This is a genomic window from Motiliproteus sp. SC1-56, from assembly GCF_017309075.1.
In the GTDB taxonomy this organism is placed as follows: Bacteria; Pseudomonadota; Gammaproteobacteria; order Pseudomonadales; family Balneatricaceae; genus Motiliproteus.
In genome coordinates, this window is the sequence record NZ_JAEMGS010000011.1 from 1 (window position 1) to 22,722 (window position 22,722).

General features: G+C 63.2%; 23 protein-coding genes. 11 read left to right on the forward strand and 12 right to left on the reverse strand.

The window, feature by feature from the left end:
- The first annotated feature begins 340 nt into the window (after positions 1 to 340).
- Positions 341 to 883: a hypothetical protein gene (locus JGZ97_RS12815; protein ID WP_207063034.1), complete on the forward strand. Its 543-nt coding sequence runs from the start codon at positions 341 to 343 to the stop codon at positions 881 to 883.
- 81 nt (positions 884 to 964) lie between these two features.
- Here the strand turns inward: JGZ97_RS12815 and JGZ97_RS18525 are convergent, their stop codons facing one another.
- Positions 965 to 1,141 carry a hypothetical protein gene (locus JGZ97_RS18525; RefSeq protein WP_370584060.1) on the reverse strand — a complete coding sequence of 59 codons (177 nt, stop codon included), beginning with the start codon at positions 1,139 to 1,141 and terminating at the stop codon, positions 965 to 967.
- A gap of 165 nt (positions 1,142 to 1,306) precedes the next feature.
- Here JGZ97_RS18525 and JGZ97_RS12820 point away from each other — a divergent pair, with 165 nt between their 5' ends.
- Together JGZ97_RS12820 and JGZ97_RS12825 are read left to right on the forward strand one after the other, a co-directional pair.
- Positions 1,307 to 3,199, forward strand: a complete 1,893-nt coding sequence (locus JGZ97_RS12820; protein WP_207063035.1) for an amidohydrolase — start codon at positions 1,307 to 1,309, stop codon at positions 3,197 to 3,199.
- Positions 3,200 to 3,431: 232 nt separating this feature from the next.
- Entirely contained in the window at positions 3,432 to 3,716 is a 285-nt protein-coding gene (locus JGZ97_RS12825; RefSeq protein ID WP_207063036.1) for a YdeI/OmpD-associated family protein, read from the forward strand.
- Positions 3,717 to 3,804: 88 nt separating this feature from the next.
- Here the strand turns inward: JGZ97_RS12825 and modA are convergent, their stop codons facing one another.
- The 8 genes from modA to rsxA are packed head-to-tail and all read right to left on the reverse strand — an operon-like array spanning position 3,805 to position 9,961.
- Positions 3,805 to 4,536 (reverse strand): molybdate ABC transporter substrate-binding protein, encoded by a 732-nt coding sequence (gene modA / locus JGZ97_RS12830; protein ID WP_242521758.1) that lies wholly within the window; start codon positions 4,534 to 4,536, stop codon positions 3,805 to 3,807.
- A gap of 9 nt (positions 4,537 to 4,545) precedes the next feature.
- Entirely contained in the window at positions 4,546 to 4,812 is a 267-nt protein-coding gene (locus JGZ97_RS12835; protein WP_207063038.1) for an RnfH family protein, read from the reverse strand.
- Positions 4,813 to 4,839: 27 nt separating this feature from the next.
- Complete coding sequence (locus JGZ97_RS12840; protein ID WP_207063039.1) at positions 4,840 to 5,517, reverse strand: electron transport complex subunit E; 678 nt, start codon at positions 5,515 to 5,517, stop codon at positions 4,840 to 4,842.
- Positions 5,514 to 6,167: an electron transport complex subunit RsxG gene (gene rsxG / locus JGZ97_RS12845; protein WP_242521759.1), complete on the reverse strand. Its 654-nt coding sequence runs from the start codon at positions 6,165 to 6,167 to the stop codon at positions 5,514 to 5,516. The genes JGZ97_RS12840 and rsxG overlap by 4 nt, the downstream gene beginning before the upstream one ends.
- A complete protein-coding gene (locus tag JGZ97_RS12850; protein ID WP_207063040.1) occupies positions 6,164 to 7,255 on the reverse strand; it encodes an RnfABCDGE type electron transport complex subunit D in 1,092 nt (363 codons plus the stop codon). The genes rsxG and JGZ97_RS12850 overlap by 4 nt, the downstream gene beginning before the upstream one ends.
- 2 nt (positions 7,256 to 7,257) lie before the next feature.
- The gene (gene rsxC / locus JGZ97_RS12855) at positions 7,258 to 8,757 is read right to left on the reverse strand and encodes an electron transport complex subunit RsxC (RefSeq protein WP_207063041.1); all 1,500 of its coding nucleotides are present in this window, start codon (positions 8,755 to 8,757) and stop codon (positions 7,258 to 7,260) included.
- Positions 8,754 to 9,359 carry an RnfABCDGE type electron transport complex subunit B gene (locus JGZ97_RS12860; protein WP_207063042.1) on the reverse strand — a complete coding sequence of 202 codons (606 nt, stop codon included), beginning with the start codon at positions 9,357 to 9,359 and terminating at the stop codon, positions 8,754 to 8,756. Before JGZ97_RS12860 ends, rsxC begins: the two co-directional genes overlap by 4 nt.
- Before the next feature lie 20 nt (positions 9,360 to 9,379).
- Positions 9,380 to 9,961, reverse strand: coding sequence for an electron transport complex subunit RsxA (gene rsxA, locus JGZ97_RS12865; protein ID WP_207063044.1), 582 nt, complete (start codon positions 9,959 to 9,961; stop codon positions 9,380 to 9,382).
- Positions 9,962 to 10,273: 312 nt separating this feature from the next.
- Between rsxA and nifL the strand changes: the two genes are divergently transcribed.
- The 7 genes from nifL (at position 10,274) to draG (ending at position 17,617) form a co-directional block, all read left to right on the forward strand.
- On the forward strand, positions 10,274 to 11,773 hold the full coding sequence (nifL, locus tag JGZ97_RS12870; RefSeq protein WP_207063045.1) for a nitrogen fixation negative regulator NifL: 1,500 nt from the start codon (positions 10,274 to 10,276) through the stop codon (positions 11,771 to 11,773).
- A gap of 10 nt (positions 11,774 to 11,783) precedes the next feature.
- Positions 11,784 to 13,346: a nif-specific transcriptional activator NifA gene (nifA, locus tag JGZ97_RS12875; RefSeq protein WP_207063046.1), complete on the forward strand. Its 1,563-nt coding sequence runs from the start codon at positions 11,784 to 11,786 to the stop codon at positions 13,344 to 13,346.
- Between the two features lie 217 nt (positions 13,347 to 13,563).
- On the forward strand, positions 13,564 to 14,103 hold the full coding sequence (locus tag JGZ97_RS12880) for an MgtC/SapB family protein (RefSeq protein ID WP_207063047.1): 540 nt from the start codon (positions 13,564 to 13,566) through the stop codon (positions 14,101 to 14,103).
- A gap of 281 nt (positions 14,104 to 14,384) precedes the next feature.
- Complete coding sequence (gene nifB / locus JGZ97_RS12885) at positions 14,385 to 15,851, forward strand: nitrogenase cofactor biosynthesis protein NifB (RefSeq protein ID WP_207063049.1); 1,467 nt, start codon at positions 14,385 to 14,387, stop codon at positions 15,849 to 15,851.
- A gap of 23 nt (positions 15,852 to 15,874) precedes the next feature.
- On the forward strand, positions 15,875 to 16,165 hold the full coding sequence (locus JGZ97_RS12890) for a 4Fe-4S binding protein (RefSeq protein WP_207063050.1): 291 nt from the start codon (positions 15,875 to 15,877) through the stop codon (positions 16,163 to 16,165).
- Entirely contained in the window at positions 16,162 to 16,734 is a 573-nt protein-coding gene (locus tag JGZ97_RS12895; RefSeq protein ID WP_207063051.1) for a nitrogen fixation protein NifQ, read from the forward strand. Before JGZ97_RS12890 ends, JGZ97_RS12895 begins: the two co-directional genes overlap by 4 nt.
- The gene (gene draG, locus JGZ97_RS12900) at positions 16,703 to 17,617 is read left to right on the forward strand and encodes an ADP-ribosyl-[dinitrogen reductase] hydrolase (protein WP_207063052.1); all 915 of its coding nucleotides are present in this window, start codon (positions 16,703 to 16,705) and stop codon (positions 17,615 to 17,617) included. Before JGZ97_RS12895 ends, draG begins: the two co-directional genes overlap by 32 nt.
- A gap of 129 nt (positions 17,618 to 17,746) precedes the next feature.
- Here the strand turns inward: draG and JGZ97_RS12905 are convergent, their stop codons facing one another.
- The 3 genes from JGZ97_RS12905 to upp all read right to left on the reverse strand — a co-directional run bounded on the left by JGZ97_RS12905 (position 17,747) and on the right by upp (position 21,900).
- Positions 17,747 to 19,636: a propionyl-CoA synthetase gene (locus tag JGZ97_RS12905; protein WP_207063053.1), complete on the reverse strand. Its 1,890-nt coding sequence runs from the start codon at positions 19,634 to 19,636 to the stop codon at positions 17,747 to 17,749.
- A gap of 324 nt (positions 19,637 to 19,960) precedes the next feature.
- Entirely contained in the window at positions 19,961 to 21,241 is a 1,281-nt protein-coding gene (locus JGZ97_RS12910; RefSeq protein ID WP_370584061.1) for a uracil-xanthine permease family protein, read from the reverse strand.
- 29 nt (positions 21,242 to 21,270) lie between these two features.
- Positions 21,271 to 21,900 carry a uracil phosphoribosyltransferase gene (upp, locus tag JGZ97_RS12915; protein ID WP_207063054.1) on the reverse strand — a complete coding sequence of 210 codons (630 nt, stop codon included), beginning with the start codon at positions 21,898 to 21,900 and terminating at the stop codon, positions 21,271 to 21,273.
- A gap of 127 nt (positions 21,901 to 22,027) precedes the next feature.
- Between upp and JGZ97_RS12920 the strand changes: the two genes are divergently transcribed.
- The gene (locus JGZ97_RS12920) at positions 22,028 to 22,579 is read left to right on the forward strand and encodes a hypoxanthine-guanine phosphoribosyltransferase (protein WP_207063055.1); all 552 of its coding nucleotides are present in this window, start codon (positions 22,028 to 22,030) and stop codon (positions 22,577 to 22,579) included.
- The last annotated feature ends 143 nt before the right edge of the window (positions 22,580 to 22,722 follow it).

The following is a 22,722-nucleotide window of genomic DNA, read 5'->3' on the forward strand; positions in this document are numbered from 1 at the left end:
AGCTCCGTCTGCTTGCCGGAAAACGGGCATGCAGGCGGTGTGAAATGATCAAAAACCGGGTTATTACGCCGCAAATGCGGCTTGAGCAGCGGAGTAGCTCAGGAGATGGGACTTAATCGTAGGTTCCTTAAGCCCGCTCGCTTTACGAGCGAAGAGACAGATCGGGTCCTTGCGGTAAGTGTTAGGTGCTGTCTGAGCAGACGGTTGGTATTGTCGGTTGATTCCCTATGCCAAGGACTCTGGAAATCATAAAAATTCACCTTTTATTATCGCCCTCCCTCACGAACTCTCTTTTTTTGACTAGGCTTACTCGCCGGAGACCCTATTCAAAGGACTGCCGATGAAAAAACGCGTTACATTTTCACTGTGCCTGCTCGGCACGCTTCCCCTGGCTGCCGGCGCCCAGCAGCTCACCGCTTACGGCCCTGTCAAAGGCGACCGTGAACTATCCATCTCTGGCACGGGCAGCAGCGAACGCAACCTGGACGCAACCAGTTTCGGTTTCACCGCCGATTTGGGGTGGTACGTTAAAGACAACGTGGTAATCGGTGCCCGGCAAAGCCTCAACTACGCCGATGTCGAGGGCGAAAGCCTGGATGAGGACTTCTGGAACGGCGCCACCCGGGGCTACTACAACCATCAGTTCGAATTTGGCTCGGCAAAACCCTTCCTTGGGGCGAGCCTGGGTTACATCTACGGTGACGGCGTCGATGAAAGCGCCTTTGCAGGCTTAGAAGCGGGTGCCAAGTATTACGTGCTGCCCAAGACCTACATTATTGGCCGCATGGAATACCAGTGGTTCTTCGAACGCGACAGCAGTGCCGACGACGCATTCAAGGAGGGGGCCTGGGCTTATACCCTGGGTCTTGGCTACAACTTTTAGTCCGTGCGGCACCCTTCCTACCAAGCCTGGTGGTGAGGCAATCAGATGCCTCAGCGCTCAGGAAGCCTCCACCCCACCCCCTCAGCCAAGCGCAGCAACAAGCCCGCCAACGTTTGAATTAAGCCTGTTTACAGGCGCAACCCGGCTCCAGCATCCCACCCCATAACCATACCCGGCGATTATCGCCTGGTCAGGCGGCTGGTTCAGGTACGCCAGAAAGGCCCTAGCGGCGCTGGAGGCCTGACCCTGCTTGAGCAATACGGCCTGCTATTGCATTGGGATGGGGGTTAAGGGTCGTCAACTCCAAGGCCAGTAGCGAATCCTCCTTAAAAGACCTGCGCCTGCGACACATGGATTCGACTAACACCTACAATCAGGTGACTCGATTGATTGATCCACTGCCCCTGGCCCTCAGGAGGAAGTATGTGTCTATCGAAAAAACTACGTGCAACCGTCGCCGTCGCCTTACTTGGCCTGCCATTGGAAGCGTTGCCGGAAGGGCTGCGGCTTCAGGATCTCCACGGTCTCGCCACGTCATCATCACAAACCGTGATCTACACGGCACAGGAATTTATCACCATGGATCCGATGCGACCGAGCGCCGAGGCGATTGCGGTGCGCGACGGCAAGTTCGTTGCGGTCGGCACCCGGGCCGAGGTCGGCGCGGCGGCTGGAAAGGACGCGCGCCTCGACAAGACGTTCAGCGGCAAAGTGGTGATGCCCGGCTTCGTCGAGCAGCACGTTCATCCAGTACTGGCCGCGCTCGCGATGAATATGAAGGTAATTTCAATCGAGGACTGGGAGGTGATCGACGGCTACTCGCCTGCCGTTCGTGATGAGAAGGGCTATCGAAAACGCCTTCGGGAGGCCCTTGCTGCACACGAGGACAAGGCTAAACCGTTCATCACCTGGGGCTATCATCACTATTTCCACGGCGAGATGTCCCGGGACTTGCTCGACGAACTGGCGCCCGACTTTCCGGTTTTCGTATGGCACCGGTCGCAGCACGAGTTTTACCTCAACACCGCCGCACTCAGCTTGACCGGCATCGACCCGCCCTACGTAGCGGGTCTCGGCTCGAGCGCGAGTGCCATGATCGATATAAGCAAGGGGCATTTCTTCGAACAGGGGTTGATCGGCATCCTGCCAAAGCTCGCGCCTTACCAGGCCTCACCGGAGCAATTCCGACGTGGGCTTGAGTTCACCGAGACCTACTATCACCGCAATGGCATCACGCTCGCCTGCGAGCCGGGCGGGTTCCTCTCCAAACAGGTGCAGGAAGCGGCTAACGCGGTGTATTCGGATGATGCTACGCCGTTCAACCACTGCTTTATCGGCGACGGCAAGAGCTTCTATGCGATAAAGCCTGACGACGCCACGAGCCTCCTCGAGGAAACGCGAAAGGTTGAGAGTTGGGGCCATGGCCGTACTTGGTACCTGCCGGGGCAGGTCAAGCTCTTCACGGACGGCGCCATCTACAGCCAGCTTATGCAGATGAAAGATGGCTACACGGACGGCCACCATGGTGCGTGGATCATAGACCCGCCGGCGTTCGGCTTCATGTTTCAGGCGTACTGGGACGCCGGCTACCAGCTCCACGTACATAACAACGGTGACGCCGGTCTCGACGTCCTGCTGGGTGAACTGGAAAAGGCGATGGCGCGCAAGCCACGGGAAGATCACCGCACGGTGCTCGTCCATTTCGGCTTTGCTCAACCCGAGCAGGTCAAACGCTGGATAGCGCTCGGCGGCATCGTGAGTGCGAATCCCTACTACGTAACGGCGCTCGCCGGACGCTACGCTAAGCTGGGCATCGGACCGGAACGCTCGGCCAATATGGTGCCCAACGGGGATGTGCTGAAACACGGTGGTTCGCTTTCCTTCCACTCCGACATGCCGATGGCGCCGGCAAAACCGATGCAACTGGTGTGGGCAGCGGTCAACCGCTTTACCGCGGAAGGGCCGGTAGCGGGGCCGCAACACCGGGTCCCGCTCGATGCGGCGCTCAGAGCGATCACCATTGATGCTGCTTACTCGATCCAGATGGAGAAGCGGGTCGGCTCGATCGAAGTGGGCAAGGACGCGAACCTTACCGTGCTGATGCAGAGTCCGTACGAAGTGGCAGCGGAAAGGCTCAAGGACATCCAGGTATGGGGCACGATGCTTGAAGGGCGCGTGCAGCCGGTCGGGCCTGATCCAAGACCCCGTGGAGCTGAGCCCGGTTCAGCCGGGTCGACCCGGCTGAACGATAAAGCCATTCAGCGAGCGATGGTCGCGCGACTGGCGCGACTGATCACCCATGCCCATGGCGACTGAAACGCACCGGTCGGGATTCGCCCGCTTGCCGCTTTTATGTAGGCGAACAGCACCCCGGGGCCTGCTCGTCGCGCCCTTCTCGGGCCGTCAGCGGAGCGACGCCAGCCGATGGGAGACTTTAAGGCATCATCAGTCCTGGTCGTATAGCGCCAGATTTGATCAGTACGGTATACACGATCAGCAGGGATTAGGTTTCCCAGCCGCTATGCAAATCAATCGGGGGGGGTAATCCATGACCAAGGACTTCTCTAAATTGCAGCGCGATATCCACCCCATGCCCTCTTTTGTACAAGAGGCTTTAGAGGTTCACCGCCTGATGCAAGCCTATCTGGATAGGCCCGCGTACCAACAAAACGACTATATCGGTTGGATTAATCGAGCAAAGCAAGACGCAACAAAACAGAAACGGTTGAGCCAAATGCTCTCCGAACTTGAACAGGGAGGCGTGTACATGAAGATGCCGCATCCCGCTTCAAGGAAGAACCGTGGCCCTGAGAAGCAGCCCGATATCACATGACGATGAATCGCTTCGGCCAATCATTCCCCCGGTCCTCTCCTTGGTCAGCGCCTAGCCCAGAACAACCTGCGGCGCTGAGTTGTACCCACTAACGCCCCACTCCGTAACCATACCCGGCGATAATGGCCTGGGCCGGGGGCTGATCCAGGTAGTCCAGAAAGGCGCGGGCGGCGCGGGAGCGCTCCCCCTGCTTGAGCAGCACTGCCTGCTGGGGAATCGGAGGGTAGAGACTTTCGGGTACGAGCCAGTGGTGCCCCGGGCGGGCGCGATCCAGCTGGGAGACGGCAATTAATCCCAGGTCCGCGTTACCGGTCGCCACGAACTGGTAGGTCTGGGCGATGTTCTCCCCCATCACCAGGCGGTCGCGTAAAGCGGCCAGTCCCAGCTGTTCCAGCAGCCGCGTCGCCGCCGCGCCGTAAGGGGCGGTTTTCGGGTTGGCGATGGCCAGGCGTTGGTAAGCGCCCTGGCGCAGGCGTTGCTCGGGCGCATCGTCGGTGCTCCAGAGCGCCAGCTTGCCACGGGCGTAGGTAAAGCGGGTACCCGGCACCGCCAGCCCCTCCCGCTCGGCGCGCGCCGGGCGCGCGGCGTCGGCGGCGAGAAAGACGTCAAAAGGTGCCCCGTTGTAGATCTGGGTATAGAGCTTGCCCGTGGAACCGAAGCTGATCCGCACCCGATGTCCGGTGCGGCGTTCAAAGTCGGCGGCCAGCGCCTTGGCGGTGGTGGTGAAGTTGGACGCCACGGCGACGCGGGTTTCAGCGGCCTGGCCTGCCAGCGCCGTCATCAGGCATCCGGCGATGATCATCCGTAACAGTGCGCGCATGGTGCCTCCCTATTCCTCTTTCGGACGGCGCTGGACCGTCTTTGGATCAGCGATGATGGGGCGGTAGATCTCGATTCGATCCCCTTCGCTGACCGGGGCGTCGAGCCGGGTCAGCTTGCCGAATATCCCCACCTTCTGGGCGCTGATGTCGATCTGGGGGTAGCGCGCCAGAATCCCCGAGGCCCGGATCGCCTCGGCCACCGAAGCCCCTTCCGGCACCTGCACCGGCAACCAGTGCTGACGATCGGTTTCGGCGTACACCACGGATAATTTCATCGTAGCCTCCTCGCAACAGAAATCCGGTTAACAGGCCGCAGGCTGTGATACCAGCGGGCGGGTCCTGCGTCGTCGCGCCAGCACCCGCTTGCCCGCCACGATAAAGCCGAGCATCAGGAAGGCCCCCGGGGGCAGTATCATCAGCAGGAAACCGTCGTAATCGGGAATCAGGGTGAGCTCCATAAAGTGAAATCCTTCGCCGAGCAGCAGGCTGGCGTTGGCAAACAGGGTGCCGCTGCCGATCACCTCGCGGGCGGCCCCCAGGGTCACCAGGGCGACGATAAACCCGCTCCCCATGGCCAGGCCGTCGACCAGCGAAGGCAGCACCCGGTTCTTGTAGGCGAAGGCTTCGGCGCGGCCGAGAATGGCGCAGTTGGTGACGATCAGGGGGATAAACAGCCCCAGCACGCCATGGAGTTCATGCATCCAGGCGTTCATCATCAAATCCACCAGGGTCACAAGGGTGGCGATCAGGAGCACAAACGCCGGAATCCGCACCTCCGCGGGGATCACCCCTCGCAGGGTGGAAACCAGCAGGTTGGCGGCGACAAAAACCGCCAGGGAGACCAGCCCCATACCCAGGCCGTTGGTGGCGGTGCCGGTGACCGCCAGCAGCGGGCAGAGGGCCAGCATCTGGGAGAAGACCACGTTGTTGTCCCAGACCCCCTCTTTCCAGAGTGTTTTATCCAAAAGCGCGGTGTTCATAGCGTATCCTCCGGCTGTTCTTTCAGGGGAGCGGCGAGCGCGCCCTGGTTGGCCCGGTGCATCAGCAGCCCCCGCTTCACGGCCCTGACCACTGCCCGTGGGGTGATGGTGGCGCCGCTGAACTGGTCGAACTGGCCACCGTCTTTTTTGACCGCCCACTGAGCCTCCGGGAGGCTCTCCAGGGAGCGGCCGTTGAAACCCAGAATCCAGTCATCTTTAGCCGCCTCGATCTTGTCCCCCAGACCCGGGGTCTCGGTGTGCGAAAGCACCCGCACCCCCAGGATCTCACCGGCCTCGGTCAGGCCCAGCAGCACCCGGATGACGCCCGAGTAACCGGGCTCCTGGACTTCAAAGGCGTAGCCACGGGGAGCTGCGCCCGCAAAGCCGCGGTAGACGGTGAGCGACACGCCGCTGTCGAGGGGCAGCAACAGCGGCTGCTGGCTGGGGTCGTTGTCGTAGCGCTCCAGCGGCAACACCTGGGCGAGGGAGCGCTGCAGGTCCTCCTGCAGACGCAGGGCAATGGCCTCTTTGGTGCCAACAAAGCCCATGGCCAGAAAGGTCCCGGCGAGTGCCGCCATCATCCCCAGGATGCCGGCGAAAAACGCCGGGCGCTGGGTGTAGCTGGGTTTGAGTACCCCCTTGCCGATCATGCCTGCCCCTCCCCGGCTTTGCGGCCGCTCTCCTTTGGTAACGGATCGCCGTTACGCAGCCGCCCGTAAATCCTCGGTTTCAGGTAGTAATCCAGCAGCGGGGTGAGGGCGTTCATCAGCAGCACCGCGAAGGCCACCCCCTCCGGGTAACCGGCCCAGGTGCGGATGACGTAGATCAAAGCCCCGCAGCCACCGCCGAAGATGAGCTGCCCCACGCGGGTGTTGGGAGAGGTCACCATATCGGTGGCGATGAAGAACGCCGCCATTACCAAGCCGCCGCTCAGCAGGTGATACGCGGGGCCGGGGTAGCGTTCCGGATCCAGTCCGTGGAAAGTCGCCGCCAACAGCGCCACGCTGCCCAGGACCGCCAGGGGAATGGTCCAGCCGATCACCCCGATGATCGCCAGCACGACCCCGCCGGCCAGCAACAGCAGCGCCGAGGTTTCGCCCAGACTGCCGCCGCTCAGCCCCAGGGACAGGGCGAACCCGTCAACGCCCTGCGGCAGACTCTCACTCAGCCCTTTACCCAGGGTGAAATCGGTTTTCACCTGCCCCAGCAAGGTTGCACCGCTGTAGCCGTCCACGGCGGCGCCGCCGAAGGTAATGGCCAGCCCCTGGATAAAACCAGGGGCACTGTCACTGAACAGGGGCTGCGGACCGACCCAGAGGGTCATCTGCAACGGGAAGGAGATCAGCAGCGCCACCCGCGCCACCATCGCCGGATTGAACAGGTTCTGCCCCAGACCGCCAAATACCTGTTTGCCAACCACGATGGCCAGAAAACTGCCCAGTACCCCCACCCACCAGGGTGCCCAGGGCGGCAGGCTCAGCGCCAGCAGCCAGGCGGTGAGCAGGGCCGACCCGTCCATCAGGGCAGGCCGCACCATTCGCCCGGACAACGCTAGCGCACCGGCTTCGAACAGGCAGGCCGATGCCAGGGTCAGCGCAAACAGGTTGATCGCCGGCCAGCCGAACAGGTAGAGCCCCCAGAGGGTGGCCGGAAGCAGCGCCAGCATCACCCAGGCCATGGTCATCGAGACCGTCCGCCGGGCCAGCGTGTGGGGTCCGCTGATAAGGGTATGGGACATACTCAGTCTCCTTCGATAGCGCAGGACTTAGGCGCGTTCTCGGCCGGGGCTGTTCCGGCAGCCGCTTTTTTCGCGGCAGCTTCGGCCTTGCGCCGGGCGGCCTGCTCGGCTTTGGCCTTCTCCATCTCTTCCACCCGGCGCTCCTTGCTGGCCGCCAGCTCGGCCGTACGTTCGAGCTTGCGCGCCTGGACTGCCCGCGCCTGCAACTGGCCCTTGCCGTAGTGGAAGTACTGCACCAGGGGAATTTTCGAGGGGCAGACGTAGGCGCAGGAGCCGCAGGCGATGCAGTCCTTTAGCCCCAGCGACCCGGCCCCGTCGATGTCTTCCTTGCGAATCCGCTTGGCCAGTTCCAGGGGCAGCAGGCCGGCCGGACACACCTCAACGCAGCGGCTGCAGCGGATACAGGGCTGGGGCAAACTGACCCGGGTCTCGGCCTCGCTCAGCGCGATAATGCCGCTGCTCCCCTTGACCACGGGAACCTGGGCGTGGGGCAACCACTGTCCCATCATGGGACCGCCCACCAGCAGCCGCTCGTAGTCGTCCTCCTCGACGCCGCAGTACCGCAGCAGGTCAGACACCAGCGTCCCAAGGGGCACCTCCAGGTTGGCCGGACGGGGCACGGCGCCACCGCCCACGGTGACGATACGGGAGGTCAGCGGCTTGCCCCTGACCAGGGCCTCGAACACCGCGAACGCAGTCGCCACGTTGTGCATCACCACCCCAAGTTCGGTGCTGTGGCTGCCGGCGGGCACCTCACGCCCGGTCACCGACTGGATCATCTGTTTTTGGGAGCCCTGGGGGTAACGGGTGGGCACCGATACGGTGCGGATTCGATCGGGTTCAGTGCAGAGGGCACGCAGGTTGGCGAGCGCCGCGTCCTTGTTGTCCTCGACCACGATCACCGCGCGTTCGGCGTCAAGACAGCGCAGCATCAGCTCGATCCCCTGCAGGATCTCCTCGCCGCGCTCACGCATCAGGCGGTCGTCGCAGGTCAGGTAGGGTTCGCACTCGCCGCCATTGATGATCAGGGTCTCGACCCGATCACGCCGCGCCATGCCCAGCTTCACCGCGGCGGGGAACGTGGCCCCGCCCATGCCGACAATACCTGCCTCACGGATGCGCCGGGCCAGGGTGTCACCGTCCAGGCGAAACGGGTCTTCGACCGCCCGGCAAACCGAAGGCTGCTGGTCGGCCACCTCGATGACGGCGGTGGCCACGGGCAGCGCCGCGGGGTGAGGCGAGGCGAAATCGCGCACTTCCAGCACCCGCCCGTGGGCCGGGGCGTGGACCGGGGCGGAAATTCGCCCGGCCCCCTCCCCCAGCAGCTGACCAGGCTGGACCCTATCCCCGGCGCTCACCCGGGGCACGGCGGGCTCACCGATATGCTGCTGCAACGGCACATATAGACGCCGCGGCAGCGGCATGGGCTCGATGGGCAGGTCGCGGGTCCGTTCCTTGCGCTCGCTGGGGTGAACACCGCCCCTGAAGGTAAAGAGTTTCATCGGGCCACCTCCATCATGTCCCTCGCAGCCTCAACGTCGTCGTCACGTACCGCCTGCTGGCTCTCCGGCTGGCTGTTCGCGTCGGCGGGCTTGGGCCACTGCCAGGTGGCCAGGTTGGGTTGAAGGCGCGTCAGCTTGATACCCATGGTGGGGCAGATCCCCAGGCATTTTTTGCAGCCGGTGCAGGCATCACTCACCACCCCGTGAATCTGCTTGGGCGCACCGACGATGGCGTCCGTCGGGCAGACCTTGAAACACCGGGTGCAGCCGATACACAGCGCTTCTATCACTTGCGCCACCGGGGCCGGTCCGTCGTCAAGCTCCGAGAGGTCGGCCTCAACCCCGAGTTTTGCGGCCAGCGCCGCGGCGAGGGGCTTGCCCCCGGGCGGGCACAGGGTCACCGGGGCGGTGCCCTCGGCCAGGGCTCTGGCGCCCGCCGGACAGCCCGGGAAGCCGCACTGGCCGCAGTTGGTGCCGGGCAGCAGGGCCTCGAGTTCCTGGATGATTTCCGGCTCTTTCACCCGCAGGTGAATGGCGGCGACGCCCAGCAGGTAACCGAGGGCAAATCCCAGCAGTGCGAGTGAAATGATGGCGGCAAACATAGGCGCTTCTCCCCTCCCCCTCAGTGCGCCGGCAGACCGGCGAAGCCCATAAAAGCCATCGACAACAAGCCGGCAACCACGAAGGCGATGGGGGTGCCGGCAAAGGCATCGGGCACGTCGGCGTATTCCAGGCGCTCACGCAGGCCGGCGAAGATGACCATCACCAGGCTGAAGCCCAGGGCCGATCCCATTCCGTAGAGCAGGCTCTGCACAAAGCCGTTTCCTTCCTGCACATTGAGCAGGGCCACCCCCAGCACCGCGCAGTTGGTGGTGATCAGCGGCAGAAAGATACCCAGCAGCTGATAAAGCACGGGGCTGGTTTTCTTCACCAGCATTTCGGTGAACTGCACCACGGCGGCAATCACCAGAATAAAGGAGAGAATCCGCAGAAAGCCGATACCCAGGGGCGCCAGGATCAACTCCTCGATGGCCCAGCTGGCCGCGGCGGCCAGGGTCAGTACAAAGGTGGTGGCCATGCCCATGCCCAGGGCGGTATCGAGTTTTCCCGAGACCCCCATAAAGGGGCACAGGCCGAGAAATTTCACCAGGACCACGTTGTTGACCAGTGCGGTACCCAGGATAAGAAGAAGATATTCGGTCACGGCAATCTCCAAAATGGTGCACGAGAAATCGGGTGCCCCTAGGGTTTTGCAGGTCTCATGCCAGCCGTAACAACCTCGCACCAGCAGCTATAGATTACTGTTTTGCATGACTTTACTGACAGTCAGTGCGCATCAGCGCGGCGCGCGCGGGGTGTTGTCTTTGCCACAGAGGCAGGGGCTAAGCCCGGGGGTTGTCAGAAACCGGACAAGGGGCTCAAACTCACGTCAATCAACGGTTTGCAGCGCTATTTCGGCATCTGGCGTACATTTTGCTTATTTATCAATAAATGTTACCTAACGCAGGGTTACGCCATGGTCGAGCCACACGCTTTAGTCGCCGGAGAACACGACGTGCTGCCTTTTGAGGTCTACTTTGAGACGGTGGCGCAGTCGCCCGTCGCGATCAGCATCACCGATCCCGAGTCCCGCATCCTGTACGTCAACAAGGCCTTTACCCAGGTCACCGGATACGCCTTGGACGAGGTACGCGGACAGCACACGCGTATGCTTTCTGCCGGCAAGACCCCCAGCTGCGTCTACGGCGAGCTCTGGAGCACCGTCCGCCAGCAAAAGGTGTGGAGTGGACGCCTGGTCAACCGGCGTAAGGACAAGCGTCTCTACCTGGCGGAGCTGACCATTACCCCGGTGATCGATGAGGCCGGGCAGACCACCCACTACCTGGCGATGCACCGGGACATTACCCGCTTCGAACGCCTCAACCAGGAGCTGCAGAACCAGCGCACCCTGACCGAATCCATCATCCAGAGCAGCCCCGTTGCGACTCTGCTGCTGGACAGCACGGGCGATGTGCGGTTTGAAAACCCGGCGGTGGAACGGCTCTGCCTTAACCTGGGCTGCGATACCCAGCGCCTGCTCAACGTGCTGGCCCGACGCCTGGGCGGCGAGTCGCTCGAAGTACGGGATTTCGCCGACCTGGAGCTGCGTTACGACATTCCCGGAATCAGCACGCCCCGCTGGCTCAGCTGCTCCGGTTCCACCCTGCAGCTCTGGCAGAGCGACGACAGTTTCAACCAGGAGCAGGTCCACGACTGCCTGTTGCTGACCATCAACGACATCACCGATCTCAAGACCCAGCAGGAAGAGGTGCGCATCAACGCCTTGATGGCGCGTCTGGCCGAGGACGAGCTGGTGCACAGCATGCGCGAAGCCCTCAATGGCGCCATTTACCAGCTGCAGCGCCCACTCAACGTGACCGGCGCGGCGGCGGCCATTCAGAAAAAACGGGGTGGAGACCAGGACCCCATGCACCAGGCCCTCGGCGAGGTGCTCGATTCCTGCCAGCGGGCCATCGACACCCTGCGCCAGGCCATTCCCGCCGAGCCGCGCAAGCGCCGCATGCCCCTTAACATGAACGAGCTGCTGCGCGAGGTGCTCTCCCTCTACACCGAGCGCTTGCTGGCCGGGGGCGTAGTCGTGGACTGGCGTCCCTGCAGCACCCTGCCCAGCGTGCTGGGCGACGACATCTCCCTGTGCAACCTGTTCAAACAGCTGCTCGATAACGCCCTCGACTCCATGGCCAAGTCCGGCGCCGCCGAACGGGAGCTCTTTATCCGCACCGAGCGCCTTGCCGATGCGGTACGCGTCACCATCGGGGACAACGGCCCGGGCATCGAAGAGGCGATCCGGCACAAGGTGTTCGAGCCCTTCTTCAGCACCCGCAAGCGCGGGGGCATGGGGCTGGTGCTGGTGCAGGACGTCGCCAACGAGCACGGCGCCACCGTGGAGGTCGGCGCCAATGACGGCGGCGGTTGTCGCTTCTTTCTGACCTTCCCGGCCCTGTCTGAGCAGTGAGGTAGCAACGGTGAACGAGGTAATGATTCCCGTCAGCAGCGACCGCCAGCGCGGCGAACTGCTGCGTATACAGCTCGACACTCTGTACCGGGTGAGCGAGGTGTTGAACCGCTCCCTGGATTTGAACGCAACCCTGCGCGAAGTGTTGCGGGTGCTCCACGCCCGGGCCGCCATGTCCCACGGGATGGCCACCCTGCGCGATCCCGAAAGCGGCGAACTGCTGCTGAACGCCGTCCACACCGTCGATGCGCAACCGCTCCCCCAGGTCAGCTATCGCGCCGGCGAAGGGCTCACCGGGCAGATCATGGAAACCGGCCAGGCGCTGGTGGTGGAGCGTCTGGCCGATGAGCCGGAGTTTCTCGACCGCCTGGGTCTCTACGACAGCAGCCTGCCTTTTGTCGGCGTCCCCATCTTCGCGGGCAACGACAGCCCCGTGGGGGTGCTCGCCGCCCAACCCCCGGCCGAGTCCGGCGTGTTTATGAAAGAGCGACTGCAACTGATGCAGATGATCGCCAACCTGATGGGCAACAGCGTGCGCCTGGCCTGGGAGGTCGAGCATGAGCGCAAGAGCCTGACCAACGAGCGAGACAGTCTGCGCCGGGCGATCAAGGCCGAGCACGGTTTCGACAATGTGGTGGGCTCCTCGGACAGCATGCGGCGGGTGTTCGAGCAGGTACGGCAGGTGGCGAAGTGGGACACCACGGTGCTGATCCGCGGCCAGTCCGGCACCGGCAAGGAGCTGATCGCCAGCGCCATCCACTACAACTCACCCCGGGCCAGCGCCGCGTTTATCAAGCTCAACTGCGCCGCCCTGCCCGACAACCTGATCGAGTCGGAGTTGTTCGGCCACGAGAAAGGGGCCTTCACCGGCGCCACCCACCAGCACAAGGGGCGTTTCGAGCAGGCCGACGGCGGCACCCTGTTCCTGGACGAGATCGGCGAGATCAGCCCCACCTTCCAGGCCAAGCTGCTGCGTGTGTTGCAGGAGGGCGAACTGCAGCGGGTCGGCGGCACCAAGACCCTGAAAGTGGATGTACGGATCATCGCCGCCACCAACCGCGACCTGGAAGCCGAAGTCGCCGAGGGGGACTTTCGCGAGGACCTCTATTACCGGCTCAACGTGATGCCGATCCAGGTGCCCCCGCTGTGCCAGCGTATCGAAGACGTGCCCGCCCTCGCCCGCTTCCTGGTGAGCAAGCTCGCCCGACGCCAGGACCGGCCCCTGGAGATCAAGGACAGCGCCCTGCGAATGTTGATGCAGCACCACTGGCCCGGCAACGTGCGCGAACTGGAAAACTGCCTGGAGCGGGCCGCCATCATGAGTTGCGAGGGCTGCATCGACCAGGAGGCGATCGCCCTCACCGGGGTCGTTGACCCCACCGCCCCCCAACCCCAGCCTGCGGTTAAAACGGTGGACCTGGATGATCCGGACCTGGACGAACGTGACCGGGTCATTGCGGCCCTGGAGCAGGCCGGCTGGGTGCAGGCCAAGGCGGCGCGCCTGCTGGGCATGACCCCGCGCCAGGTCGCCTACCGGATCCAGACCCTGGACATCCCGGTGCGTCGAATCTGACGGGCGCGGCGGCGGGCGGCCCCGGGGCCGTCCCCGTGGCTCGCTCGAAGACCATCCGATGCGCCCTTCCACCGCCCCGGCCCGGGCGCGGCGGAATTTTCACCGGCGCATCTATCTCGCACCGGCCACCCCCGCTATAGTTCGCGTTGGGCGCGCCCCTCCGCGCGCCGGGCGAGCGCCGCCCCTGTATCCCCCTGCATTATTTGGTGAACACGAGATGGAATGGCAAAACGAACTGGCCACACTGCTGTCGTTGGATTTTCTGCTGGATATCCGTCCCCTGGCCTGGGGCGGAGTGATCTGCGCCATGATCTCGGCCTCGGTGATCGGCATAGAGCGGCAACTGCTGGGTAAACCCGTGGGGGTACGCACCAGCACCCTCATCTGCCTCGGCACCTACGTCTTTATCGCCATCTCCAACCACGTGATGCGCGACATTACCGACCCGTCGCGGATCATCGGCCAGGCGATCACCGGGGTGGGCTTTCTCGGCGCAGGAGTGATGATGACCCGCGACGGCGCCATTACCGGCGTCACCTCGGCGGCCTGTATCTGGATGCTCGCCGCGATCGGCGTGGTCATCGGCGTCGGCGAGTCCCTGCTGGGGGTCAAACTCGCCATTCTGTCGGTGATCGTGCTGGTCGGCGTTGATATGGCCGAAGAGAGCTTCAAGTGGATGCAGCGGGGCGTGCACCACCGTCTCGGCCGCCGCCGTTTTGGCCGTCGTAAACTGGACGCACAAGCGGGCAGCGAATAATCGCCCACCCACGCCCTTCTGCCCCGCGACTCGAGGCCAAGATTGGAGACCAGAAATCGGGACCAGAATTGTCAGTCGCCCCCCCATCGAATTGCCGTACCCATCCCGACAAGGGCGCGCAACGCCCCTGTCGCGTTTACAACAAAAGCGTTGTTCTGCCGGCAACAGCCACCCACACAAGCAATATTAATCAACCACTTACTGCAGATATTAAGTCAGGCACGCTCCTTGCCTTACTCCCTGTAAGCCTGTTTTGGGAGTCCCCGCAAAGGAGTTAACCGATGGAACTGATCGCGACCAGCGCCGCCACTGAACCAAAGAAAGCCGGCTGCCACGCTTCCGGCTGCGGCAGCAGCGACGACAGCCTCGCCCACCTGCCGGACGCCCTGCGTGAGCAGGTGCAGAACCACCCCTGTTTTTCCGAGAAGGCCCACCACCACTTCGCCCGCATGCACGTGGCTGTGGCCCCGGCCTGCAACATTCAATGCAACTACTGTAACCGCAAGTACGACTGCAGCAACGAGTCCCGGCCCGGGGTCGTCTCCGAGGTGCTCAGCCCGGACCAGGCGGTACGCAAGGTCAAGGCCGTGGCGGCGGCCATACCGCAGATGACGGTCCTGGGCATCGCCGGCCCCGGCGACCCTCTCGCCAACCCGGAGCGCACCTTCACCACCTTTCGCCGCCTGGCCGAGGAGACCCCCGACATCAAGCTGTGCGTCTCCACCAACGGTCTGCGCCTGCCGGAGTTTGCCGACGAGATCGCCCGCTACAACATTCAGCACGTGACCATCACCATCAACTGCCTGGATCCGGACATCGGCGCCAGGATCTACCCCTGGATCTACTGGAACCACCGCCGTATCCGCGGCCGTAAAGCCGCCAAGATCCTGATCCGAAACCAGCTCAAGGGGCTGGAGATGCTGGTCGAGCGCGGGGTACTGGTAAAGGTCAACTCGGTAATGATCCCCGGCGTTAACGACGCCCATCTCGAAGAGGTCAGCCGGGTTGTCAAGGATAAGGGCGCCTTCCTGCACAACGTCATGCCCCTGATCGCCGAAGCCGAACACGGCACCTTTTACGGTCTCACCGGCCAACGCGCGCCGAGCGGCGCGGAGTTGCGCCGACTCCAGGACAGCTGCGCCGATTCCATGAGCATGATGCGCCACTGCCGCCAGTGCCGGGCCGACGCGGTGGGGATGCTCGGCGAGGACCGCGGTCAGGAGTTCACCCTGGACAAGATCGAGCACCTGGAGGTGGATTACTCGGCGGCCATGGAAAAGCGCCGCCGGGTACAGGCGGCCATTATGAAAACCCTCAACGCAGCGACCGACCCGGCCCCCGCGCCACAGGCGAACGGCCCCGAGGTATTGATGGCCGTGGCCAGCAAGGGACAGGGAGTAATCAACGAGCACTTCGGCCACGCCCGGGAGTTCCTGCTCTACCGGGTGGATGGGAACCAGGTTGAGCCCCTCGGGGCGCGCAAGGTGGATCTTTACTGTACCGGCAGCAGCGATTGCCCGGAGGAGGAAAACCGGCTGCAGGGACACCTCGACGCCCTCGCTGACTGTGCCGCGGTGCTCTGCGCCAAGATCGGCTTCGGCCCCTGGCAGCAACTTGAGGCGCTGGGCATTCAGCCCTCGGGCGCCTATGCCTACGAGCCGATTGAGGAGGCCCTGATGCACTTCTATCAGGAGCTGCTCGGCGACGGGAAACTCGAATCGCAACGCGGCGTCCAGGCCAGCGCCTGAGCGAGTCCAAGGAGGAACCCACCATGCCCCTGAGTATCACCGACCGTTGCGTCAACTGCTACGCCTGCCAGGATGTCTGCCCCAGCCAGGCCATCTCCCGGGGAGCGCAGCAGTTTCACATCGACCCTGCCGCCTGCACCGAATGCGCCGGCCACTTCGCCGACCCCCAGTGCGCCAGCATCTGCCCGGTGGAAGAGGCGCTGCTGGACGCCGACGGAAAGACCATTCATCCCCCGGGCTCGCTGACCGGCATTCCCTCCACTCTGCGCGCCCCCCGTAATCACCAGGGCGATCCACTCCGGGTGCTGCCATGAACGGTGGCCTGGCACCGGTGGACAGCCGGGATCTGCACCACCGTACCCTGCTGCGTTACGGGCTGGACCATCCCAATACCCTCCCGCTGGCGGAGATTCTCTCCAGCTGGCAGGCCGGTTTCGGCGTCATGCCGGACTGGCTGGGTCTGGGCGAGGCTGAATTCGACCGTCTGCACCGCTACCACTTCGGCCCGGCCACCAGCCTGCGGGCCAGCCCCTGGCAAAGCCGGCTGGATAGCCGCCTGGACGATCTGCGCGACGACCTCAGGCGCCTGCTGCTGCTGCATGCCCGCGATGAGACCCCGTCGACTGCCTGGATTGCCGACATCCTGGTCACTGCCTGCCAGGGCAGCGACCACCTGTGGCAGGACCTGGGGCTCTGGAACCGGGCCAGCCTGAGCCGCCTGTTGCACTGGAACTTTCCCGCCCTCGCCGCCCGCAACACCCGGGATATGAAGTGGAAGAAGTTCCTCTTCAAACAGCTGTGTGAGACCGAGGGCATCTATATCTGCCGCGCTCCGAGCTGCGAAGCCTGTTGTGACTTCGACGACTGTTTCGGCCCCGAGTAACATCGGCCTGCGTTCTCGGGTACGGGCCAGCTACCTGGGGCTGGCGGTGGGTGACGCGCTGGGCGCCAGCGTGGAGTTCATGACCCCGCGGGAGATCGCGCACCGCTACGGCGTGCACCGGGAGATTTGTGGCGGCGGCTGGCTGCATCTGAAGCCGGGTCAGGTCACCGATGACACCACCATGGCCCTGGCCCTGGGGGAGGCCATACTCGAGGCGGGGAGCGTTGACGCCGCCGCCTGCGCCCGGGCCTTTGATGCCTGGATGCGGTCCAAGCCCGTGGACATCGGCCACACGGTACGCGCCGGTATCGCCCATTATCGGCGCACCGGCGAAACCGCCGCGCCCGAGGACCCGATGAGCGCCGGCAACGGCGCCTGCATGCGTTGTCTGCCGGTGGCGATCGCCACCCTGGGAGCCCCCCCGGGCAAGGTGCGTCGGGCATCTCGCACCCAGGCCCATGTCACTCACCATAACCCGCTTTCCGATGCCGGCACCGAAACCGTGATTCTGATGCTGCAAGGGCTGTTTCGGGGTGAAGCCCTGAATCAGCAACTGCATCGCCACGCCCACCCTCTGGGGGCGCGCCATCCTGAATTCGCCTTTCGCCGCCGCCCCTGCCGTAACCCCAGCGGGTTTATCGCCCACACGCTGCGGGCGGTATTCGAATCCCTGTTCGATACCGACACCTTCGAGGCGTGCCTGGTCGAGGTGGTCAATCGCGGTGGCGATGCGGACACCACCGGGGCTATCGCCGGCATGCTCGCCGGTGCCTGTTACGGTGAAGCCGCCATTCCGCGACGCTGGTCAAAGGCCCTGGATCCGCTGATCCGCCAGCGCTGTACGGCACAGGCCGAGGCACTCCTGGACCTCATTGAACCCTAGATAAAGCAGATGCAACCTTAGCAACAAAACGTAATATATTGTTTTTATAAACTTTATTTTCAGGCCAGCTCTTGTGTGCATAAAAAAACGGGCCCGAAGGCCCGTTTATGAACACGGATAAGGGTCTGCTTATTGGCGGATGCCGTGCTCGCTCAAAGTCTCGGCAATCTCCGGCAGGCTGGCCGGATCGTCGATGGTGGAAGGCACGCTGTACTCCTCCCCGTCGGCGATCTGACGCAAGATCTTACGGAGAATCTTGCCGGAGCGCGTCTTGGGCAGACGCTGCACCACGATCGCTTTCTTGAAGCAGGCCACGGCGCCGATCTCCTTACGCACGCTGGCGACCAGCTCGGCCTCGAGCTGCGCCTCGTCCACCTCGACCCCGTCCTTCAGCAGCACCAGACCCACCGGCGCCTGCCCCTTGAGGGGATCGTTGACGCCGATGACCGCGCACTCGGCGACGGCCGCGTGGCCGGCGACAATCTCTTCCATCTCGCCGGTGGAGAGGCGGTGGCCGGCGACGTTGATCACGTCATCGGTGCGGCCCATGATGTAGACGTAGCCGTCGTCGTCCTTGTAACCGCCGTCACCGGAGACGTAGTAGCCCTCGAAGGTGTTCAGGTAACCGGTGCGGAAGCGCTCGAAATCGCCCCAGATGGTGGGCAGGCAGCTGGGGGGCAGCGGCAGCTTGATGGCCACGTTGCCCTGCTCGTTGGGGCCGACGGGGTTGCCCTTGCCGTCCAGGATCTGAACGTTGAAACCGGGGACCGGCAGGGTCGCCGAGCCGGCCTTGGGCTCCTTGGGCTCAACCCCCATCAGGTTACCGCAGATGGCCCAGCCGGTTTCGGTCTGCCACCAGTGGTCCACCACCGGCAGTCCCAGCAGGTCCTTCACCCAGTGGTAGGTCGGCGGATCGAGGCGCTCGCCGGCCATGAAGACGTACTTGAGTTTCTCCAGGTTGTAGGGCTTGAGGCACTCAGAGCTCGGGTCCTCCTTCTTGATGGCGCGGAAGGCGGTGGGCGCCGAGAACAACCCCTTGACGCCGTACTCCTCGCAAACCCGCCAGAAAGCCCCCGCATCAGGCGTTTTAACCGGCTTGCCCTCGTAAAAGACGGTGGAGAGCCCGGCCAGGAGCGGGCCGTAAACAATGTAGGAGTGTCCTACCACCCAACCCACGTCGGACGCGGCCCAGAACACATCGCCGGGGTTCATGTCGTAGATCGCTTTCATGCTGTACTTGAGCGCAACGGCGTGACCGCCGTTGTCCCGCACCACGCCCTTGGGCTTACCAGTGGTGCCGGAGGTGTAGAGTACGTACAGCGGGTCGGTGCCCTTGACCGGGGTGCAGGGTGCAGGCTCGGCGTTGTCCATCACCGCCTCCCAGTCCAGGTCGCGACCTTCGGTCATCGCGGCGGTGACCTGGGGGCGCTGGAAAACAATGCATTTTTCCGGCTTGTGGGCGGAGAGCTCAATCGCCTCGTCCAGCAACGGCTTGTAGGGAATCACCTTCTGCACTTCGATTCCGCAGGAAGCGGAGACCACCACCTTGGGCTCGGCGTCATCGATACGCACCGCCAGTTCGTTGGGAGCAAAACCGCCGAACACCACGGAGTGGATGGCACCGAGACGGGCACAGGCCAGCATGGCCACTGCGGCCTGCGGGATCATCGGCATGTAGATGACCACCCGATCGCCCTTCTCCACGCCCTGACTCTTGAGCACCCCGGCAAACTGCGCCACCAGGTCACGCAGCTCGGCGTAGGTGTAGGCGCGCTTGGTATCAGTGACCGGGGAGTCGTAATAGATGGCCACCTGGTCGCCACGCCCCGCTTCAACGTGATAATCCAGCGCCATGTGCGCGGTGTTCATTTCACCGTCGGCGAACCAACGCTCGATGCCGTTCTCATCCTTGGACAAAATCGTTTCAGGAGCCTTGAACCAGTCCAGAGCTTGCGCTTTTTCAGCCCAGAATTCCGCGGGTTGTTCGATTGACTTGTTGTACTCATCCAAATAGGCCATAGCACCTGTCCTTTTTTATTAATCGGCTGTCTTGTTCTGCCCCGGCCGTTCGCCGGTAATCTGGAGAAATTGTTGACACCTCGATTCGAGGTTGTTGACACTTTAACCGACTTAATTACGGTTTTAACTACTACAAAAGGCGTAGCCGAACGCCTGTCCGCGGCGGCAACAGCTACACTGCTTGGCTCGCAGCACAACAGAAGCTATCGCACGCTTTCCCGTAAACGAGCCTGTTTGATTTTTATAGATCAAGATTGTCGACAATGAAGCACGAAGCAAAAAAAACCCCGCGAGCGCGGGGTTTGGGTATTTCCGACTGCTGGATCAGTGCTGGGTGGCCGTCTCGGCCTCCTCCTTGGAGCGGGGAATCAGCAGGTTAAGCAGGATCGCCACGATGGCGGAAAGAGCAATGCCCTTGAGGGTGAACTCGCCGATGCCCAGCTGCATGCCACCGATGCCGAACACCAGGGTCAGGGAGACGATCACCAGGTTGCGAGGCTCACTCAGATCCCGGCCGTGCTTGACCAGGGTGTTAAGACCGATGGCGGCGATGGCGCCAAACAGCAGGGTCATGATCCCGCCCATGACTGGGGTGGGGATGGAGGCCAGCAAGGCACCGGTCTTGCCGCAGAAGGAGAGCACGATAGCGAAGATGGCGGCCCAGATCATGATGCGCGGGTTGAAGGCTCGGGTCAGCGCCACCGCCCCGGTCACCTCGGAGTAGGTGGTGTTAGGCGGACCGCCGAGCATCGCCGCGGCGCTGGTCGCCAGGCCATCACCCATCAGGGTGCGCTTAAGACCGGGCTTCTTGAGAAAATCCTTCCCGGCCACGTTGCTGATCGCCACCATGTCACCGATGTGCTCCACCGCCGGCGCAATGGCAATGGGAATAATGAACAGGATGGCTTCGAGGTTGAACTCAGGCGCAGTGAACGAGGGAACAGTAAACCAGGCGGCGGAGGCAACGCCCTCGAAACTGACGATGCCGTACATCATCGCGGTGACATAACCGGCCACCAGCCCCACCAGGATCGGCACCAGGCGCAGCATGCCGCGGGCAAACACCGCCACGACCACCGTCACCAGTAGCGAAATCATGGAGATGACGAGCGCAACGTCGCCGTCCACCAGCTTGGCCGCGCCGTCACCGGTTTTGCCCAGCGCCAGGTTAACCGCCACCGGCGCAAGGCTGAGACCGATCACCATGATCACAGGGCCCACCACCACGGGGGGCAGCAGCCGGTGCAGGAAGTTGGCGCCGCGCCAGGCGACCAGCAGGCTCAGGGCGACATAAAACAGACCCGCGGCCATCAGCCCGGACATGGTGCCGGCGATACCCCAGGTGCCGACGCCGTGCATGATGGCGGGGATGAAGGCGAAGGAGGAGGCGAGGAAAATCGGCACCGAGCCTTTGGTCACCAGCTGAAAGACCAGGGTGCCGAGACCGGCGGTGAAGAGCGCAACGTTGGGATCAAGGCCCGTCAGGATGGGCACCAACACCAGGGCGCCAAACGCCACGAACAGCATTTGCGCACCCAGAATACTCGGGTGCATTTCGCGCTTGGCCGGCTCCGTGGCCGCGCTATCAGTGTAAGCCTGGGTCATTACAGGTCTCCGAACAGCTAGAGGTAGGGTTATTTGGTTCCGAAAATTTTGTCGCCGGCATCGCCGAGACCGGGCAGGATGTAGCCCTGCTCGTTCAGGCCGCGATCGACCGAGGCGGTGTAGATATCGACGTCCGGGTGGGCGTCCTGAACTTTCTTGATCCCTTCGGGGGAGGCAACCAGGAACAACCCCATGATGGAGGTACAGCCGGCAGCCTTGAGCATGTCGATGGTGGCGATCAGGGTGCCGCCGGTGGCCAGCATCGGGTCGATGATCAGCGCGGTGCGGTTGTCGATATCCCCCACCAGCTTTTCAAAATAGGGCACGGGCTCCAGGGTCTCTTCGTCCCGGTAGAGTCCCACGACACTGACCTTGGCGTTGGGCACCAGCTGCAGCACGCCATCGAGCATGCCAAGCCCCGCCCGCAGAATCGGCACCACGGTGATCTTCTTGCCCTTGATCACTTCCACCATCAGGGGTTCACCGGTCCAGCTCTCAATCTCCTGCTGCTCCGTTTCCAGGGTGCGGGTGGCCTCGTAGGTGAGCAGGTTGCCGACTTCGCTGGCAAGTTCGCGGAAGTGCTTGGTGCTGATTGCATTTTTGCGCATCAGGCCCAGCTTGTGCTGGACCAGGGGGTGTTTGATTTCGTGAACGGCCATGGGTACCTCGGACACTGCGGTGGGTGGTGGATCGAGCGGGTTAAAAAATTGCCCGATTGTATTGTATTTTTAGACGAATGTATAATGCCCGCCCTGTCCATTCTGTCGCCGTTTCAGGAGCACCTCCATGACCCCATTAGCCGCCGAAGCAGCCCGCGTCCACGCCGAAGCCGACTGCCTTGCCACACCCGCGCAGCTCGATAGCGCCCTGGAGCAGATGGCTGGCGAAATCAGGGCGCGACTTCACGACAAGGCCCCCCTGGTGCTCTGCGTGATGAACGGGGGACTGATCCCCGCCGCCCTGCTGACCCTTAAGCTGGATTTCCCTTTGGAGCTCGATTACCTCCACGCCACCCGCTACGGACTGGCGACCGAGGGTGGTGAGCTGGATTGGCGGGTGTTTCCCAAGGCAGAGATCAGCGGCCGCAGCATTCTGGTGATCGATGACATCTTTGACCAGGGACACACGCTGGCCGCCATCTGTGACTACCTGAAGAACGCCGGTGCCGCCGAAGTGCTGAGCGCCACCGTGATCAACAAGCGCCACGAACGCAAAGTGGACTTCAAACCCGATTTCATCGGCCTCGAAATTGAAGACCGCTTTCTCTACGGATTCGGCATGGACTACAAGGGTTACCTGCGCAACGTGCAGGGCATCTACGCAGTGAAAGGGCTTTAAGCGCATTTTGGCCGCGACAACCGCAGCCGTGATTTGCCCTTACCCTGGACCCGGCGCCGCCGGGTCCACTGTCTCGGGCCAGGAATACCGACAGCCACAACCGATTTCAGCACGCGCCGGACGGATGCTGACGACCAGGGACT

Excerpts from the sequence above, each read along its gene's own strand:
- JGZ97_RS12895 (WP_207063051.1), top strand. The coding sequence starts at position 16,162 with ATGAACGGTGGCCTGGCACCGGTGGACAGCCGGGATCTGCACCACCGT.
- JGZ97_RS12850 (WP_207063040.1), bottom strand. The coding sequence starts at position 7,255 with ATGTCCCATACCCTTATCAGCGGACCCCACACGCTGGCCCGGCGGACG.
- JGZ97_RS12840 (WP_207063039.1), bottom strand. The coding sequence starts at position 5,517 with ATGAACACCGCGCTTTTGGATAAAACACTCTGGAAAGAGGGGGTCTGG.
- JGZ97_RS12905 (WP_207063053.1), bottom strand. The coding sequence starts at position 19,636 with ATGGCCTATTTGGATGAGTACAACAAGTCAATCGAACAACCCGCGGAA.
- JGZ97_RS12890 (WP_207063050.1), top strand. The coding sequence starts at position 15,875 with ATGCCCCTGAGTATCACCGACCGTTGCGTCAACTGCTACGCCTGCCAG.
- nifB (WP_207063049.1), top strand. The coding sequence starts at position 14,385 with ATGGAACTGATCGCGACCAGCGCCGCCACTGAACCAAAGAAAGCCGGC.
- JGZ97_RS12860 (WP_207063042.1), bottom strand. The coding sequence starts at position 9,359 with ATGTTTGCCGCCATCATTTCACTCGCACTGCTGGGATTTGCCCTCGGT.
- JGZ97_RS12910 (WP_370584061.1), bottom strand. The coding sequence starts at position 21,241 with ATGACCCAGGCTTACACTGATAGCGCGGCCACGGAGCCGGCCAAGCGC.
- upp (WP_207063054.1), bottom strand. The coding sequence starts at position 21,900 with ATGGCCGTTCACGAAATCAAACACCCCCTGGTCCAGCACAAGCTGGGC.
- rsxG (WP_242521759.1), bottom strand. The coding sequence starts at position 6,167 with ATGATCGGCAAGGGGGTACTCAAACCCAGCTACACCCAGCGCCCGGCG.
- modA (WP_242521758.1), bottom strand. The coding sequence starts at position 4,536 with ATGCGCGCACTGTTACGGATGATCATCGCCGGATGCCTGATGACGGCG.
- JGZ97_RS12880 (WP_207063047.1), top strand. The coding sequence starts at position 13,564 with ATGGAATGGCAAAACGAACTGGCCACACTGCTGTCGTTGGATTTTCTG.
- JGZ97_RS12815 (WP_207063034.1), top strand. The coding sequence starts at position 341 with ATGAAAAAACGCGTTACATTTTCACTGTGCCTGCTCGGCACGCTTCCC.
- nifL (WP_207063045.1), top strand. The coding sequence starts at position 10,274 with ATGGTCGAGCCACACGCTTTAGTCGCCGGAGAACACGACGTGCTGCCT.
- JGZ97_RS12825 (WP_207063036.1), top strand. The coding sequence starts at position 3,432 with ATGACCAAGGACTTCTCTAAATTGCAGCGCGATATCCACCCCATGCCC.
- JGZ97_RS12920 (WP_207063055.1), top strand. The coding sequence starts at position 22,028 with ATGACCCCATTAGCCGCCGAAGCAGCCCGCGTCCACGCCGAAGCCGAC.
- JGZ97_RS12835 (WP_207063038.1), bottom strand. The coding sequence starts at position 4,812 with ATGAAATTATCCGTGGTGTACGCCGAAACCGATCGTCAGCACTGGTTG.
- rsxC (WP_207063041.1), bottom strand. The coding sequence starts at position 8,757 with ATGAAACTCTTTACCTTCAGGGGCGGTGTTCACCCCAGCGAGCGCAAG.
- JGZ97_RS12820 (WP_207063035.1), top strand. The coding sequence starts at position 1,307 with ATGTGTCTATCGAAAAAACTACGTGCAACCGTCGCCGTCGCCTTACTT.